Origin of the sequence: Devosia sp. LjRoot3 (assembly GCF_964252865.1) — a bacterium.
GTDB lineage: Bacteria > Pseudomonadota > Alphaproteobacteria > Rhizobiales > Devosiaceae > Devosia.
The window spans coordinates 699,132-715,128 of record NZ_CAXUPK020000003.1; the positions used below are offsets into that span (position 1 = coordinate 699,132).

Below are 15,997 nucleotides of genomic sequence, written 5' to 3' on the forward strand. Positions count from 1 at the left end.
GGAACTCAATGGGACACCGGCTTTCGAAGATCGTTACCCGCACCGGCGATGATGGCACGACCGGACTTTCGGACGGATCGCGGCTGCGGAAAGACGATGCGCTCATTGAAGCCATCGGCACGGTGGACGAGCTCAATAGCGTCATCGGCTTTGCCGAGAGCCAGCAATCCCTCCCGCATCTGCGCGAGGCCATGGTGCTGATCCAGCACGATCTCTTCGATCTCGGGGGCGCCCTTTCCCTGCCCGGCCATGCCCTTCTAACTGAGGTGCATATCGAGGCGCTGGAGCGAACGGTCAGCGCCTGGAATGCCGACCTGCCCCCGCTCAAGGAATTCATCCTGCCCGGCGGTTCACCGGCTGTTGCGGCGATGCACATGGCCCGCACGGTTTGCCGCCGCGCCGAGCGCCGCCTGCTCTCGCTCGATGATGAGCGCACGGCCAACGGGCGGGTCTATCTGAACCGCCTGTCGGACCTGTTGTTTGTCGGTGCGCGGCTCGCGGCCGAAGGCCAGGAACGCAGCTGGAAGCCCCGGCGATTTTCTTGAAAACGCTTTAACCGGCGGGCGTATAGTTGAGGATCGGGGCAAGCCAGCGCTCGACCTCGGTCAGATCCATGCCCTTGCGCTGGGCATAGTCGATCGCCTGGTCGCGCTCGACCTTGGCGACGCCGAAATAATAGGCGTCGGGATGGCCGATATAGATGCCGGAGACCGATGAACCCGGCCACATGGCCATGCTTTCGGTCAACTGTACGCCGGCCGCAGCTTCTGCATCGAGAAGACGGAACAGGGTAATCTTCTCGGTATGGTCGGGCTGGGCGGGATAGCCCGGCGCCGGGCGGATGCCGCGATAGGGTTCGCCGATCAGTTCGTTGGGCGCAAACGTCTCATCAGCCGCATAGCCCCAGAGGTCCTTGCGCACCCGCTGGTGCAGCATTTCGGCCATGGCTTCGGCATAGCGGTCGGCCAGCGCCTTGACCATGATCGAACCAAAGTCGTCATTGGCGCGCTTGAAGCGTTCGGCGATCTCGTTTTCTTCCGGGCCAGCCGTGACGACGAAGCCGCCGACATAGTCTGGTGTGCCGGCCGGGGCCACGAAATCGGCCAGAGCGACATTGGGACGGTTCTCGCGCTTGGAGGTCTGCTGGCGCAGCGTGTAAAGCGTTGCCAGTTCGTCCCGACGGTCTTCGGCAGTGAAAAGCTTGATGTCGTCGCCCACCGCATTGGCCGGCCAGAAGCCGACGACGGCACGCGGCTTGAACCACTTTTCGGCGATGACCTTCCTGAGCATGTCCTGCGCATCGGCAAAAAGCTGGCGGGCCACTTCGCCCTGCTTTTCATCCTCAAGAATGCGCGGATAAACGCCCTTCAATTCCCAGGTCTGGAAGAACGGCGTCCAGTCGATATAGCGCGCGATTTCGGCAAGATCCCAATCCTCGATCACGCGCGTGCCGAGGAATTGCGGGGCGTCCACCTTGTAGTCGGACCAATCGACCTTGAAGGCATTCTCGCGTGCCGCGGCAAGCGGCAGGCGCTGCTTGGCGAGTTCGGCGCGCTCGTGTTTTTCGGCGACCTCGACATATTCGGCGCGGATACCGGCGACATAGTCGGGCTTCATTTCCGGCGACAGCAGCTGGCCGACAACACCGACGGCACGGCTGGCGTCGGTGACATAGATCGCCTGCCCCTTGGTGTAGCGCGGCGCGATTTTCACCGCCGTATGCACGCGCGACGTGGTTGCCCCGCCGATGAGCAGCGGCAGGTCAAAGCCCTCACGCTCCATTTCGGCGGCAAGATGCACCATTTCGTCGAGCGAAGGTGTGATCAGTCCGGAGAGGCCGATGACGTCGACATTCTCGGCGCGCGCAACTTCCAGAATCTTCTGCGGCGGCACCATGACACCGAGATCGACGATCTCGTAATTGTTGCAGGCGAGCACGACGCCGACGATGTTCTTGCCGATATCGTGCACGTCGCCCTTGACCGTCGCCATCAGAATTTTGCCGGCAGACTGGCGGCCGGTATCGCCGCCCGCGGCCTTTTCTGCTTCCATATAGGGGAGGAGAACGGCCACGGCCTGCTTCATCACGCGGGCCGATTTCACCACCTGCGGCAGGAACATCTTGCCCGCGCCAAAGAGGTCGCCGACGACATTCATGCCCGCCATGAGCGGGCCTTCGATCACGTGCAGCGGGCGCTCGGCAGAGAGGCGCGCCTCTTCGGTATCAGCCTCGATGAACTCGGTGATGCCGTTGACCAGCGCGTGCTCGATGCGCTTTTCGACGGTCCATTCGCGCCAGGCGAGGTCGCGGACCTTTTCTTCACGCGGACCACCCTTGAAGCGCTCGGCGATCTCCAGCATGCGCTCTGTCGCGGTGCCGCCGGCCTTGGGCTTGCGGTTGAGGACCACGTCTTCGCAGGCCTCGCGCAGCTCAGGATCGATCTGGTCATAGACGGCCAGCTGGCCGGCATTGACGATGCCCATATCCATGCCCGCCTTGATGGCGTGGTAGAGGAACACGGCATGCATGGCCTCGCGCACCGGTTCATTGCCGCGGAAGCTGAAGGAGAGGTTGGAAACGCCGCCCGAAATATGGGCATAGGGCAGGTTCTGGCGAATCCAGGCCGTCGCCTCGATGAAGTCGACGCCGTAATTGTCGTGCTCTTCGATGCCGGTGGCGACCGCGAACACGTTGGGATCGAAGATGATGTCTTCGGGCGGAAAGCCCATTTCTTCGACGAGGATCTTGTAGGCACGCGCGCAGATCTCGGTCTTGCGCTGATAGGTGTCGGCCTGGCCCTGCTCGTCAAAAGCCATAACGACGACCGCAGCGCCATAGGCCATGCAGAGCCCTGCATAGTGGCGGAACTGCTCTTCGCCTTCCTTGAGGCTGATCGAATTGACGATCGGCTTGCCCTGGACGCATTTCAGGCCGGCTTCGATGACTTCCCACTTGGAAGAGTCGATCATCACCGGGACACGGGCGATTTCCGGTTCCGAGGCGATGAGGTTGAGGAACTCAACCATCGCGGCCTTGGAGTCGATCAGGCCCTCATCCATGTTGATGTCGATGACCTGCGCGCCATTCTCCACCTGATCACGCGCCACCGCGAGCGCGGCGGTATAGTCGCGCGCCGTGATCAGTTTGCGGAAGCGGGCGCTGCCGGTGACATTGGTGCGTTCGCCGATATTGACGAAGACGATATCGGGCGTGAGGACGAAGGGCTCGAGACCGGAAAGGCGCAGATAACGGTTCAATTCACTTCCCTCGGAGCGACGCCGGCCACGGCATCGGCAATAGCGCGGATATGATCGGGCGTCGTGCCGCAGCAGCCGCCGACCACATTGACGATCCCCTCGCGCGCGAATTCGCCGACCTGGCGAGCGGTGTCTTCCGGACCTTCGTCATAGCCACCAAAGGCATTGGGCAGGCCCGCATTGGGATAGGCGCAGGTGAACGTATCGGCCACAGCCGAGATTTCGGCCATGTGCGGGCGCATGGCCTCGGCGCCGAGCGCGCAGTTGAGACCGATGGTGAAGGGCCGCGAATGGCGCACCGAATGCCAGAAGGCGGTCGGGGTCTGGCCGGTCAGGGTGCGGCCGGAAGCGTCGGTGATCGTGCCTGAGATCATCATCGGCAGGGCAACGCCCGTCGCCTCAAAGGCTTCCATGCAGGCAAAGATCGCCGCCTTGGCATTGAGCGTATCGAAAATGGTTTCGATGAGGATCACATCGGCACCGCCTTCGATGAGGCCATTTACCTGCTGCGAATAGGCTTTCCTGAGGTCTTCGAAGCTGACGGCGCGAAAGCCCGGATTGTTCACATCGGGGCTGATCGAGGCCGTGCGGTTGGTCGGGCCAACGGCGCCGGCAACAAAGCGCGGCTTGCCATCGATGGCCGTGGCGCGATCGAGCGCCCGGCGCACGACGCGTGCGCCTTCGACATTGAGGTCGTGCACGGCCGATTCCATGCCGTAATCGGCCTGGGCGATGGTCGTGGCCGAAAAGGTATTGGTCTCGACGATATCGGCGCCGGCCATGGCGTATTTGAAGTGAATCTCTTCAATCGCCTCGGGCTGGGTCAGAATCAGAAGGTCGTTATTGCCCTTCTGCGGATGGTGGGAATGGTGCCGGCAGGCGTGGCCGGAGCCATGGCCGATGAAGTCATCTTCCGACAGGCCAAGTCCCTGAATCTGCGTACCCATGGCGCCATCCAGAATAAGGATGCGCTCGCGCGCCAGGCGCTCCAGGGTTTTGCGGCTGGGGGAAGCAACTGCCGACATGACTACCTCGCAAGTGTTGAGGGCCTTTTATCGAGTGCTGTCCCGAAAAGAAAGCCGAGCGAGATATGGTGCGGCAAGGTGCGCCTTGCCACCACCTGCTGTCATCCCGGCGTTGGGCCGGGGTGACAATCGAGGGTGGAAAGGCAATGGGGGCGAGAGCCCCCCGCCCCGACGTCAGAACTTGGCGCGGGCGCCGGCGTAGAAGGTGCGGCCCTGCGTATTGTAGCCGTAGACTTCCTGGTACTTGGTATCGAAGAGGTTATGGACGCGGCCATAGACCTCCACCTGCTCGCTGACCTGGTAGTTCAGGCCGCCATTGACGACGGCGTAGGCCGGGAGGGTGTGCTTAGTGCCCGCGTAGGCGTCGAGGTTCTCACCGGTCAGAACCACGTCAGCATGGACGGTGAGCGGGATTTCTTCGAGCTTGTAGGCGAGGTTAATGGCACCGGAATGCTGGGGGCGACGGATTTCCCGCGTGCCATCAGCCTTGAAGGCGTCGAGATAGGTATAGGTCACCCCGGCCGTGAAGCCATTGAAGAAATTTGCCGTTGCACTCAGTTCCACGCCCTGACGAGTGCTGGTTCCGGCAACGTTGACCACCGAGCTGCCGGCGGTTGCGATCAGGTTTTCACGCGTCTGGTTGAAGTAGGTCGCATCTAGAACAACGAGGCCGTCCAGGACGCTCTGCTCCACGCCTATGTCCCAGCCAAAGCCAGTTTCCGGCTGCAGGTTGGGGTTCGGTACGAAAGTTGGGCTGAACCCGTAAAGTTCGAAGAAAGTCGGATTGGTCGAGCCGGTGCCCGCCGATGCGTGGATGCGGGTGCCCGTATCGGGAATCTGCCAAGCGCCGCTTACGCTGTAAGTGGTGTGGTCGGCAAAGCGGTCGTTGAAATCGTGGCGCAAGGCAGCAGTCAGGTAAACCTGATCAAGATATGTGCCTCGGTATTCGCCAATGAAAGAGTTTGCCGTGCGCTCTTGAATTGTCGGTGAACCGAGTTGCTGAAATGTTTCGCGCACTAGGTCATATCCCAGGGTGAGCGTATGGGTGCTATCAAGGAAGCCCGGTGTGGCAAAGTGCCGGCCCACTTGATAGCTCACTTTCTGCCGATCTCCAGTGTTGGCAAAGACTGAACCCGGGCTGATGAACTGGCGCTCTACCGTTCCCGCGCTGACGCGAGCATTTTGGAACCAGATGCCGTCCTCGCTAACCCACCCAAGGCCAAGCGATCCAAACAGTTCATCGAACGTTGTCTTATCGTCTGAATCGAGAACAACACCAGAAGGCCAGGTCTGACTGTCGGTTTTTCCGTCGAGCTTGGCATATCGGATTGTTCCATCCAACGTCAGGCTTGGCGTCAATTCGGCCTTGAACCTGGCATTTGCGTCGATATGGCTGGCGCCATCCAGTTCATTGCCCGCAAGCGCCTCATTGAACCCGTCCGTGTGACGGAGAGTGAGCGAACCCGACGCTGCGAAATTATCCTGATCATAAGCCAGAGAACCGCTGGTCATTTTCGTCCCGTCAGTGCCGAGCTCACCAGCAAGGCTGCCGTGCAGTCCCGGCTCGTCTGCTGACTTGGTAACGATATTGACGACGCCGCCTGAAGCGTTCGAGCCCCAGAACGCGCTCTGTGGCCCGCGCAGGATTTCTATTCTCTCGATGTTTGCGACTTGCAGTCGGGCGAAGTCGAACTCGCCATTCGATGTATCGCCAGCGGGGACGCCATCGATCAGGACAAGGACGTGATTGCCTTCCGCGCCGCGGACGCGAACCTGGGTTAGGCCGCCAGGCGAGCCCGTGCGCGACACCGCAAAGCCCGGCACCTGACGCAGGACATCAGCCACATAGGGCGTGCCCGACAACTGGATCTGGTCGCCATCGATCACAGTGTAGGACCGACCAATTTCCTTCTCCTCAAACGGCGTCAGGCCAGCAGCTGTAATGCGGAGGACATCCAGCGTTGTTTGCTGCGCGGCGGTCGGCAGGGCCGTGGCGAGCATGGCGGTGAGAAGGGCGAGGGACGAAACGTGGGGCTTGAAGCGCATGGGTAGAGGCTTTCTTCGGCAGGGCCGCTCAGCGGGCTCCAGCAAGTGCAATGCTGCACTGGCGGCTGGCGGGACACGCGGGCTGAGCAAGAAATTGGAAACAGTAGATCGTAGGCGCCGCGGTTAGCGGCCCGAAAGAAAGCGGATGCGATTTGTCGTCATCGATCTGGTCCTCTCGCCGATCCGCCCGATCAGCCTGATATGGATTCCGTTTCCATGGCAGGTCTCCTGGCTCGCGGATCAGGCCGAAGTCTCGCCTTCCCAGCCGGATAGGCCAGTGGACCAAGAAACTTCGTCTCCGCTTACAGTTGCGGGGGCAGCGTCGGACTGGGGATCACTCCCCCACCGGCTTCCCTATTATCCCCTCGCGGGGACCATGGACGCGACCAAGAATGGTGAAGACACCATTAAGAGTCAACGACATAAGGATTTCCTTATATCTCTTTCAACAACAGCTTTGCGGCGGGGCGTCAGTTCAGCGCAATCGAGCGGTTGAATATGCGCCCATAGCCCGGTGTCTTGTCTGGATGCAGGATGGATATGAGGTCCATCAGCACCATGTCCGGGCGCATGCTTCCCAGTTCATAGAACTGCACGCCGCCATTGGGGCCTTTCAGGGCATCCGGAATCCAGACCTGGCCGGCCTCCGCCGCGGGAAGCGCGGCTAGTCGCGGGTCTTCCGCCGCGATGTCGGCAAGCGTGTGATAGTGGATCGAGGCTTGGATCCAGACTTTTGCGTCGCGCGCCGCCACGATCAGCCGTTCGAGATCGCGAATCTGAAAGCTGCCAGTGCTGGTGTCGTCCTCGAAGACGTAGCGGCCGCCCGCATCGCGGATGAGCCGAGCCATGAAGGACTGTCCGCCCGCGGCAAAGAAGATACCGTTAAAGGCCTGCCCGCTCAGGACCAGTGGGCGCTCATCCTCCGGCACATCGGCAACCAGCGCCAGGGCCGCATCGTAGTGTTCGACCACGTCCGCAAAGGCCGCATTGGCCTTTTCCTCGGCATTGAAGAACAGACCCATGAACTTGACCCACTCGGCCCGACCCAAAGGCGAGGTCTCCTGCCATTCGGCAAAATTGACGACCGGCACGCCAGCCACCGCAAGACGCTGCACTTCCGGCTCGCCACCACCACCGGCCATGAACACGTCGGGCGCAGCGGCGACGACGGCCTCGACATTGACCACGCCAGAGGTTTCGTATTCGACGACCTCGGCCTGTTGGATGTGTTCGACCAGCTCGGGTGTAGCGATGAAATCCCGCCGCGCCACGCCGGTGACGGCACCCACCCCGCCAACGGCCACGAGGGCGGGGCTTTGTGACGTGCTGCCGGAAAACAGCGATTGGATGGGGACGGTGACGCGCGGCGCATCGGCAAGCTCGGGGCCCAATTCCGGCTCGGGCGTGCCACATTGCACCAGCACATAGGATTCGCTCTGCCCACCGGGAGAGGGCCGCTCGACCGTCACGACCTTGTAGTGGCCGAAATAGGCGACGGAAAAATTGTTGGCATAGTCCACACCGGACTTGGCGTCAAAATAGTCGGTACCAGGCTCGAATGCAGTGACGCAGCCCTCGGCATCGAATGCTGCCGAGGCCGGCAGGGTCAGTGCCAGAAGGGCAATGGCGGCTAGGACAGGACTACGACTGGTCACGATAGAGGTTCCGTCTGGAATGTAGCTTTGGCCTGCTGGCGAACGAAGCGCGCAAGATCGGCGAAGGTTGTGCCTTGATAATGCCCGTTCCCGCCTTGGGCGTCCCAGCCGGACGCGGTCATGGTGACCACCACGAGAGCGGCTTCAGGCGAATGAGTTATCTCAAAGCCTTCACGCTCCAGCACGGTCCGAGCCATGCCCACACGTTCTTTCGAACCATCGACGAAAGCCTTGCCATGCGGATGGCTGCGGATCTTGAACGTGCGGTCGCCAGCGGAGAAGGCAATGTTCGGGCCAGAAAACGCGGCAGCGACGCTGCCATCAGCAAGCAGATCCTCGGGCGCGCCGATATGCATGCGCCCTGCCCCGTCGATCAGCCAGATCGTGTCGGCCGTGCGCAGCGACAGTTCGAGATCATGGCTCGATAGGATCACCGCCACATTCTGCTCCCGCGCGAGCTGGCGCAGCGTGGCGATCATTTCGACGCGCGCAGAAACATCGAGAAAGGCGGCGGGTTCATCAAGCAGCAGCACGGCGGGTCGCTGCGCCAGCGCCCGGGCGATCATGATGCGCTGACGCTCGCCGTCCGACAGTTCATTGATTTCGCGATGCGCCAGATGTTCCGCGCCGACAGCGATGATCGCGTTACGGACGATGTCGCGGTCGATGTCCGACAGGAGACCCGACCAGCCGACATGCGGATAGCGACCCAGTTCGACCAGCTTGAAGGCTGGCATGACACCAACCGCGACGCGCTCGGTGAGGACAATGGCAACATTGCGGGCGAGGTCGTATTGCGACATGCGGATGATGTCGGTGCCGTTGATCTCGACAGACCCGGCAAGGGGCGGCTCCATGCGCGCCAAGGTGCGCATCAGCGTGGACTTGCCGATGCCGTTGACGCCGAGCAGGCACACCAGTTCGCCGGGGGCGATTGCCACATTGATATGGCTCAGAACGGTCCGCGTACTGCCATGGCTGCGATAGCCGACAACGAGGTCACGCGCTTCGAGAATTTGCGTCATCCCGTAAACACTCCGCTGCGCGAACGCAGGATGACGAAGACCACGACCGGCGCCCCAATCAGCGCCGTCACCGCATTGAGCGGCAAGACGCCGAACTGGCTGGGCAGGAGCGAGACGAGCTGCGCCAAAAGCGCCGTCAGCCCCCCCAGCAGGATCGTTGCCGGCACGAGCACGCGATGGTCCGATGTTTTCAGCATGGCGCGGGCCATATGCGGCACCGCAACGCCGAGAAAACCGATAGGCCCGCAAAACGCCGTAACGACGCCTGCGAGCATGGACGCCACCGCCATGGTGAGAAGCCGCATGGCCCGCGTGTTAAGGCCCATGGAGCGGGCATAATTCTCGCCCAGAAGCAGGGCATTGAGCTGCTTGATGCTGAAACAGGCTACGGCAAGGCCGAGTGCGGCAACAGGGGCCAGGATCTGCAGCTCGGTCCAGGTCACCGCGCTGAACGACCCGAAACCCCAGGCGATCCAACGCTCGAGCTGGTCCGGCCGCGCGCCGGCCACCAGCAGGGTGACGAAGGCGGACACCGCGTAACCGGTCATCAGGCCGAAGATCAGCACGGTGGATGGGTTTTGCAGCCGCGAGGAAATTGCCAGCACCGGCGCCAGCACCAGCAAGCCACCCAACGTTGCCGCCCCGACAATGGCAAAACCGCCACCGAGGCCCATGCCGCTCGACAGAAACGCCCCGATGGCCGTGCCCGAGGCGAGGACAACCAGCGCCACGCCAAGGCTCGCGCCGGAGGTGATGCCGAGCACGAATGGGTCAGCCAGCGGATTCCGCATCAGCGTCTGCATCTGCAGACCCGCAACAGCAAGCGCCGCGCCGGCAAGGCACGCGGTGATGGCCCGCGGCAGGCGGATCGACAGCACGATGTCAAAATCGGGATTGCCATTGGCGGGCTGGCCGGTCAGAGCGCCGAGCACGGACTGCAGTGGTATCGACGTCGACCCATAGCAGATCGCAGCAACGAAAACGGCCACGAGCAGGACCGCCACTAGGCCAAGAACCAGAACATGGCGGGCCCGCATGGACGACGCCAAGGCGGGGATGACCGCATCGTAGTTGTTCTCGCGGCCCTGCTCTTGGTGATTGAGTGTCATCAGAAAACCGCCCAACCGCACGCGACATCAGTGCGGACCAACATGATCCCCTGTTGGTAAGGCCAAAAACGCATTCTTACGATCCGCGAAAGCAGATTATCGCGAATTTCTGTGAGAAGCGCGAGAAGTCGGCGGCGGCGATCGTTAGGAGGCGGCCGGCGTCGACCACCCCCTAGAGGATGAAGTCGCCGGCGCCCATTGCTGCGAGCGTGGTTCCAGTGAGCTGGATGTCCAATTCGCTCGTGCCGATATCCGCGTCCAAGTTGACCTGCACCAGAACATTGGGCCCCAGGATATCGTTGATCCTCACCTGACCGATCCCGTCGAAGGCCAGCGCATGCCGATAGCTCAGAGTGCCATCGAAAATCGCTGCCAGATCAATGGTGTCGGCCCCCGAATCCTGAAAATCGGTGATGATGTCCATACCCGCGCCGCTCGGCGAGTCGCCGGGAGACAGGAACACGAAGCGATCGGCATTGGTCCCTCCCGTCATCGTGTCCGTTCCCGCGCCGCCGACCAGAATGTCGTCTCCCGAACCACCGATCAGAGTGTCATTGCCATCGCCGCCATGGAGGGCATCGTTGCCGGCAGCGCCGCCAAGCGTATTGTTGAGGTCATTGCCGGTGATCGTATTGGCCAACCCGTTGCCATTGCCCGTCGTCGCCGTGCCAACCAGCGTCAGGTTTTCGACATTGGACCCGAGGGTGTGATTGACCGCCGCCAGAACGGTATCGATGCCCTGATTGCTGGTCTCTATGGCCCGGTCGCCTGCCGCGTCGACATGGTAGGTGTCGTTGCCGTCGCCGCCGCGCATGGTGTCACTGCCCAGTCCACCATCGAGCGTATCAGCGCCACCATTGCCCACCAGCGTGTCGGCGCCATCGCCACCCGCCAGAGCATCATTCCCCGCCGCGCCCGTCAGGACATTGCCGAGGCCATTGCCCTGCCCGGTGAAATTGCCCGTTCCGGTGAATGTCAGGTTCTCGACATTGTCGAAGGCCCCGATCCCAAACTCGGCCAGCGCTGTCAGCACGGTATCAGTACCCTGTCCCGCAGCCTCGACGACCACGTCATCAAGGCTATCAACGACATAGCTATCGTTGCCGGCAAGGCCCGCCATGGTGTCGGCACCGAGGCCGCCATCGAGCTGGTTATTGCCCGCGCCGCCCGTCAGTGCGTTATCGAGGCCGTTGCCGGTCGCGTTCAGGCTGCCGCCGGCCGTCAAAACCAGGTTCTCGACAAAGTTGCCGAGGGAATAGGCGACGGAACTACGCACGGTGTCGATACCCTCGCCATCGCCCTCCACCACCAGATCGCCAGCATTGTTGACCATATAGGTGTCGTCATTCGCGCCACCCGCCATGGTGTCGGCGCCACCGGCACCATCCAGCGTGTCGGCACCATCGCCTCCGGTGATCACATTGGCGAGGCCATTGCCGGTGCCGGTAAAGTTTCCGGTCCCGACAAAGCTCAGGCGCTCCACATTGCCCAGGCCGGCGAGGCCAAAGACATTGAGTTTGGAGCGGATCTCGTCATTGCCCGCCCCTGCAGACTCCACGACCCGATCGGCACTGGAATCGACGTAATAGGTATCGTCGCCCTGCCCGCCGGTCATGGTGTCGTTGCCAAGCCCGCCATCGATCACATTGTTGCCGATCGTTCCGACGATGGAATTGTCGGCATCATTGCCGGTACCCGAAAGATTGCCGGTTCCGATCAGGATCAGGTTTTCGACATTGGCCGCGAGCATATAGTCGGCACCCGCCTCGACCGTGTCGACGCCACCACCGGCAAGTTCGACGATTGTGTCGAGCGAGACATCACCTGCATCGGCAAGCACATAGGTGTCATTGCCCACGCCGCCATCCAGAATATCTGCGCCAGCGCCTCCAAGCAGCCGATCGTTGCCCGCATCCCCGAACAGCTTGTCGGCGCCGGCAAGGCCGGACAGCGTGTCATTGCCGTTCCGACCGAAAATCTCGTCTTCCTCGGAGGTACCGTTCAGCGTGTTGGCGGCGTTGGTACCGATAATGACGGGCGCAACATTGGTCACCCCTATGGTGACGACCTCCTCATAGAAGGCGCCCGCACCATCGGTGACACGCAAGGTCAAGTCGTGGCTCGTCGCCGTCTCGAAATCCACCTGGGCCCCGGCCGCCACTCGTATCTGGTCGCCGACAATCTCGAAGAGACCCGCCCCGCCGGCAATGATGGAATAGGTGAAGGTGTCGCCGAGGTCAGCGTCCACCGCGCTCAACGTGGCCACTACCGTGCCCGCGGCGGCATTCTCGACCACTGTTCCACCGGCCACCAGGATGTCGGTTGGCGCCTCGGTGGTATTGACCACTTCAATGGTAACAACCTCGGAATGCGTTAGCCCACCGCTATCGGTCACCTCGATCGTGATCTCGTGGCTCGGCGCCGTCTCGAAATCGAGATTGGCGCCGGCGGCGAGCACAAGCTCGTTGTTGACGATGACAAACCGCCCACCAGCATCATCGGAAAGCGAGAAGACGTGGCTGTCGCCGGCATCCACATCCACTGCGGACAGAAGGCCGATGACTGTTCCGGCAGTGGCATTCTCGGCAATGGAAGTCGCGGAAATCGCGAGATCGGTCGGTGCATCGTTGACTGGCGCGATCGAAACCGCGACCAGCTGCTCGGCCAGGCCGCCATTGCCATCCTCGACCACGATGATGAAGCTGTCGGCGCCATTGGCATTGGCCATGGGCGTATAGACGAAGGCGTCGCCACTGATCTGCACGACCCCCTTGCTTGGCCCGTGGCCCGACTTGAGGGTGTAGGTCAGTGCGTCCCCATCGGGATCGCTGGCGCCTATTGCCGTCGAGGCAGAGGCCTCGTCCTCGTCGAGCGCGACGGTATTGTCCGGCGGAAGCGTGGGCGCCCCGTTCGGCGGATCGCCCAGACTGATGATCCGCATGAAGATTTCGTCCTGCCCGGGACCGTCAGGATCGGGCACTACCGGATCGCCATGCCAGGTTGCGACGAGATCGCCCGAGGCCAGCATGACCAGGCCATCACCCGAACGGTCGGCCTCGTGGCGCTGGTCGCCGAGGGTCTCATTGCTTATCGAGAAGCGATCGCCGAGTGGCATGCCAGTCGCGTCGTACCGCTGTCCGTAATAGGCAAAGGCCGAACCATCGTCGTCCCGGTCGGTCCAGCTGACCAGGAAGCCGCCATCCGGCATCGCGATAACCGACGAATAGTTCTGCGAATGCTCTGAAAGCGGGTGGACCTCGATTTCCACGCCGAGCGGTGTGCCACTGCTGTCAAACTGTCGCATGAAGATGCGGCCCAGGGTTCCGTCCTCGTTTGCGCCGTCCCACGCAACGACGAACCCACCATCGGCCAGAACCGCGACGGAGGGTTCCTCCTGATTAAGCTCGGTCAACGTATTGATCTGAAACTCGGCGCCGACCGGATTGGCTGAGGCGTCGAAGCGCTGGCCAAAAACGCCGCCGTCCGAGCCATCCTGCCCAGCGGACGTCCAGGTGATGACGAAGCCGCCATCGGGAAACACGGCAACCGTGGCATCCTGCTGCGACCCTTCGGTAAATGTATTGACCTGAAATTCATCCTCGATTGCGGTTCCTTGGGCGTCGAAGCGGCGAGCGAACACGCCCTGCCCGCTACCATCCTGTCCGCTGCCTTCAAGGCCTGAGGATCGCCATGTGACTATGAAGCCGCCATCGTCGAGTGCGGCTAGAGACGGCCACGCTGTTCCGGTCGTCGGCGAGATGGGTATGGTACCAGCAAGCACGCCATTGGCATCGAAGAGCTCTCCCCGCAGGCCTCCAGGCAGGCCCATCAGCACCACAACATAGCCGCCGCCAGACAGTCCCACGACATTGGCACCAGTGGCAGCGGCAAAAAGAACCTCGCCGCCGCTCGCCTCGCCCGTCGCATCAAAGCGTTGGGCAAACACATCACGGGGCACATTCTGGGTGGTCCAGGTGATGACAAAGCCACCATCCGCGAGTGCCGCGACGGAGGACAGGTACTGCGTACCAACCGTCGTCGTGTTCACCCTTGTGTCTGGCCCAGGAACAATATTCTCCACCGTCACCGCGATATCCTGCGTGTCAACCCCGCCCTCGCCGTCGGAGGCCTGAACCGTCACCTCGTAGACATTGTCGCCGCCGATATCGTTCGGCCCCTCGAAGTCGGGGCCGGCGATGAAGCGCAGAGCACCGGTTTCCGCATTGATCTCGAAACGGGATGCATCGGCTCCGCCTGCGATGGAAAAGGTGGGACGCTGGTTGAGATCGATATCGGTGGCTGCGATGACCGCCACGTCGGTGGAGTTCTCGATCACGGAGTAGGCTGCGGCGTTGCCTCCGCCACCGGAACCGATAACCGGAGCAAGATTCTGCGCCGCGGCATCGAAAATCTGGATGCGGGCGCCCGAGCCGGCGGCTTCGTCAAAGTCCCACCAGACGGCTGCAAACTTCCCGTCAGCCAGCGCGGTGATCTGCGGGGCGAACTGATAGCCCGGCGTGGCCAAATTGAGCCGGAAATCGGAGCCAAGGGGCGTGCCGTCCGGCGCAAAGGCCCGGGCGTAGGTGTCGTAATCAGTCTCGCTCACCGGCCCATCCCAGGCCACCAGGAAGCCACCATTGGAGAGTTCGACCAGCCGAGGGGAATAGTGATCTCCCGCCAGAGTGCTGACGAGCATTTCTGGCGTCAGCGCATCGCCGGTGGCAGAAAATACCCGTGCACGAATATCTGCAACGCCATCCACGACCGAAGACCAGGCGACGACAAACCGCCCATTCGACAGGGCGAGTATTTGCGGCTCGGAGTACTCCGCAGGTGTCGTCGTGTGGGCCGGGATAGGGCCAGCCAGCTGCACCCCCATCCCATCATAAAGACGAACAAAAACGCCATAATCCCCCGTGGCATCGCCGTGATACCAGGCGACGGCAAGGTTGCCGTCAGGAAGTTCTGCAACCCTGGCACTGTAGCTGAAATGGCTGGCCAGGCTGCCGACAAGAATGTCCGAACTCAATGGGCTTCCGTCGGCGGCAAAGAGACGCATGACGGTCTCGCTCAACGGCGCGGCGCCATCCACGCTCTGATCCCAGGAAACGACGAACCGGCCGTCGGCCAAGACGGTGACGCGAGGGTCGCTTTGGCTTCCCTGGGGATCGGAACTCGGTGAGAATTCGGGGCCGAGCAAGGTACCGTCCGCGGCGTGGACACTGCCCCGCACCTCAAAGCCCGACCCAGGAATGTGCGTTGTCCAGGTCAGCACGAAGCCACCCCCGTCCAGCCCTGCCATGAATGGCCCGCCGCTGTCGTGCGGAACGGCAATAAAGTCGGAGCCTTGGGGAGTGCCGTCCGCTGCAAACACCTGCGCCCGGATAACGGGGACCGAGGCTTCGTATGAGGCCCAGCTCGCAACGAAACCGCCGGAGGACAAGGCAGCGACGCTCACCTGCGGGAAGGAGTTTGAATTGACGCTGAGCTGGAGATCCGGCCCCTGGGGCAGTCCGTCTGCACCATAGACCCGGGCCCGCAAATCGTACTGATCAGGCGAACCCTCGACAGTGATCGTCGAGCTCCACCAGACGACAAATCCGCCATTGGACAGCTTTGTCAGGTTGGGGCTTTGCACGGGCTGCAACGGCGCCGCCACATCAACCGCAGTCTCGTTTCCGACACGTTGAACAGACATCCGGCCGTCCTCCACATTTTTAGCAGCATGGCCTCGACCGGCCGATGGAACTCGGGTTCACACACGCTCAAAATCAGAAACTGCGGCCCACAGGGCCCGGTGCTGACCTGCCGACCAAAGCGATGCTGTCGAGGCCAGCAACAGGAGAACGCTCGTCATCCCGGCTCGACGGAGCAGGCGT

6 protein-coding genes, 1 pseudogene and 1 riboswitch are annotated in these 15,997 nt (G+C 62.1%); of the genes and pseudogenes, 1 reads left to right on the plus strand and 6 read right to left on the minus strand.

Features of this window, described 5'->3' with window-relative positions:
- The first annotated feature begins 8 nt into the window (after positions 1-8).
- Positions 9-545, plus strand: coding sequence for a cob(I)yrinic acid a,c-diamide adenosyltransferase (locus ACSQ2A_RS14350; RefSeq protein ID WP_436072781.1), 537 nt, complete (start codon positions 9-11; stop codon positions 543-545).
- A 7-nt stretch (positions 546-552) separates the two neighbouring features.
- Here ACSQ2A_RS14350 and metH read toward each other — a convergent pair.
- The 6 genes and pseudogenes from metH to ACSQ2A_RS14380 form a co-directional block, all read right to left on the minus strand.
- Positions 553-4,283: pseudogene (gene metH / locus ACSQ2A_RS14355) on the minus strand (methionine synthase).
- A 174-nt stretch (positions 4,284-4,457) separates the two neighbouring features.
- Positions 4,458-6,329: a TonB-dependent receptor plug domain-containing protein gene (locus ACSQ2A_RS14360; protein WP_436072782.1), complete on the minus strand. Its 1,872-nt coding sequence runs from the start codon at positions 6,327-6,329 to the stop codon at positions 4,458-4,460.
- Between the two features lie 201 nt (positions 6,330-6,530).
- Positions 6,531-6,723: riboswitch (cobalamin riboswitch) on the minus strand.
- Positions 6,724-6,799: 76 nt separating this feature from the next.
- Positions 6,800-7,984 (minus strand): ABC transporter substrate-binding protein, encoded by a 1,185-nt coding sequence (locus tag ACSQ2A_RS14365; protein ID WP_436072783.1) that lies wholly within the window; start codon positions 7,982-7,984, stop codon positions 6,800-6,802.
- Positions 7,981-9,009, minus strand: coding sequence for an ABC transporter ATP-binding protein (locus tag ACSQ2A_RS14370; RefSeq protein WP_436072784.1), 1,029 nt, complete (start codon positions 9,007-9,009; stop codon positions 7,981-7,983). The genes ACSQ2A_RS14365 and ACSQ2A_RS14370 overlap by 4 nt, the downstream gene beginning before the upstream one ends.
- Complete coding sequence (locus ACSQ2A_RS14375; RefSeq protein ID WP_436072785.1) at positions 9,006-10,118, minus strand: FecCD family ABC transporter permease; 1,113 nt, start codon at positions 10,116-10,118, stop codon at positions 9,006-9,008. Before ACSQ2A_RS14375 ends, ACSQ2A_RS14370 begins: the two co-directional genes overlap by 4 nt.
- A gap of 172 nt (positions 10,119-10,290) precedes the next feature.
- Complete coding sequence (locus ACSQ2A_RS14380; protein WP_436072786.1) at positions 10,291-15,816, minus strand: beta strand repeat-containing protein; 5,526 nt, start codon at positions 15,814-15,816, stop codon at positions 10,291-10,293.
- Between the last annotated feature and the right edge of the window lie 181 nt (positions 15,817-15,997).

Coding starts and splice junctions, on each gene's coding strand:
- ACSQ2A_RS14350 (WP_436072781.1), top strand. CDS start 9: ATGGGACACCGGCTTTCGAAGATCGTTACCCGCACCGGCGATGATGGC.
- ACSQ2A_RS14360 (WP_436072782.1), bottom strand. CDS start 6,329: ATGCGCTTCAAGCCCCACGTTTCGTCCCTCGCCCTTCTCACCGCCATG.
- ACSQ2A_RS14370 (WP_436072784.1), bottom strand. CDS start 9,009: ATGACGCAAATTCTCGAAGCGCGTGACCTCGTTGTCGGCTATCGCAGC.
- ACSQ2A_RS14375 (WP_436072785.1), bottom strand. CDS start 10,118: ATGACACTCAATCACCAAGAGCAGGGCCGCGAGAACAACTACGATGCG.
- ACSQ2A_RS14380 (WP_436072786.1), bottom strand. CDS start 15,816: ATGTCTGTTCAACGTGTCGGAAACGAGACTGCGGTTGATGTGGCGGCG.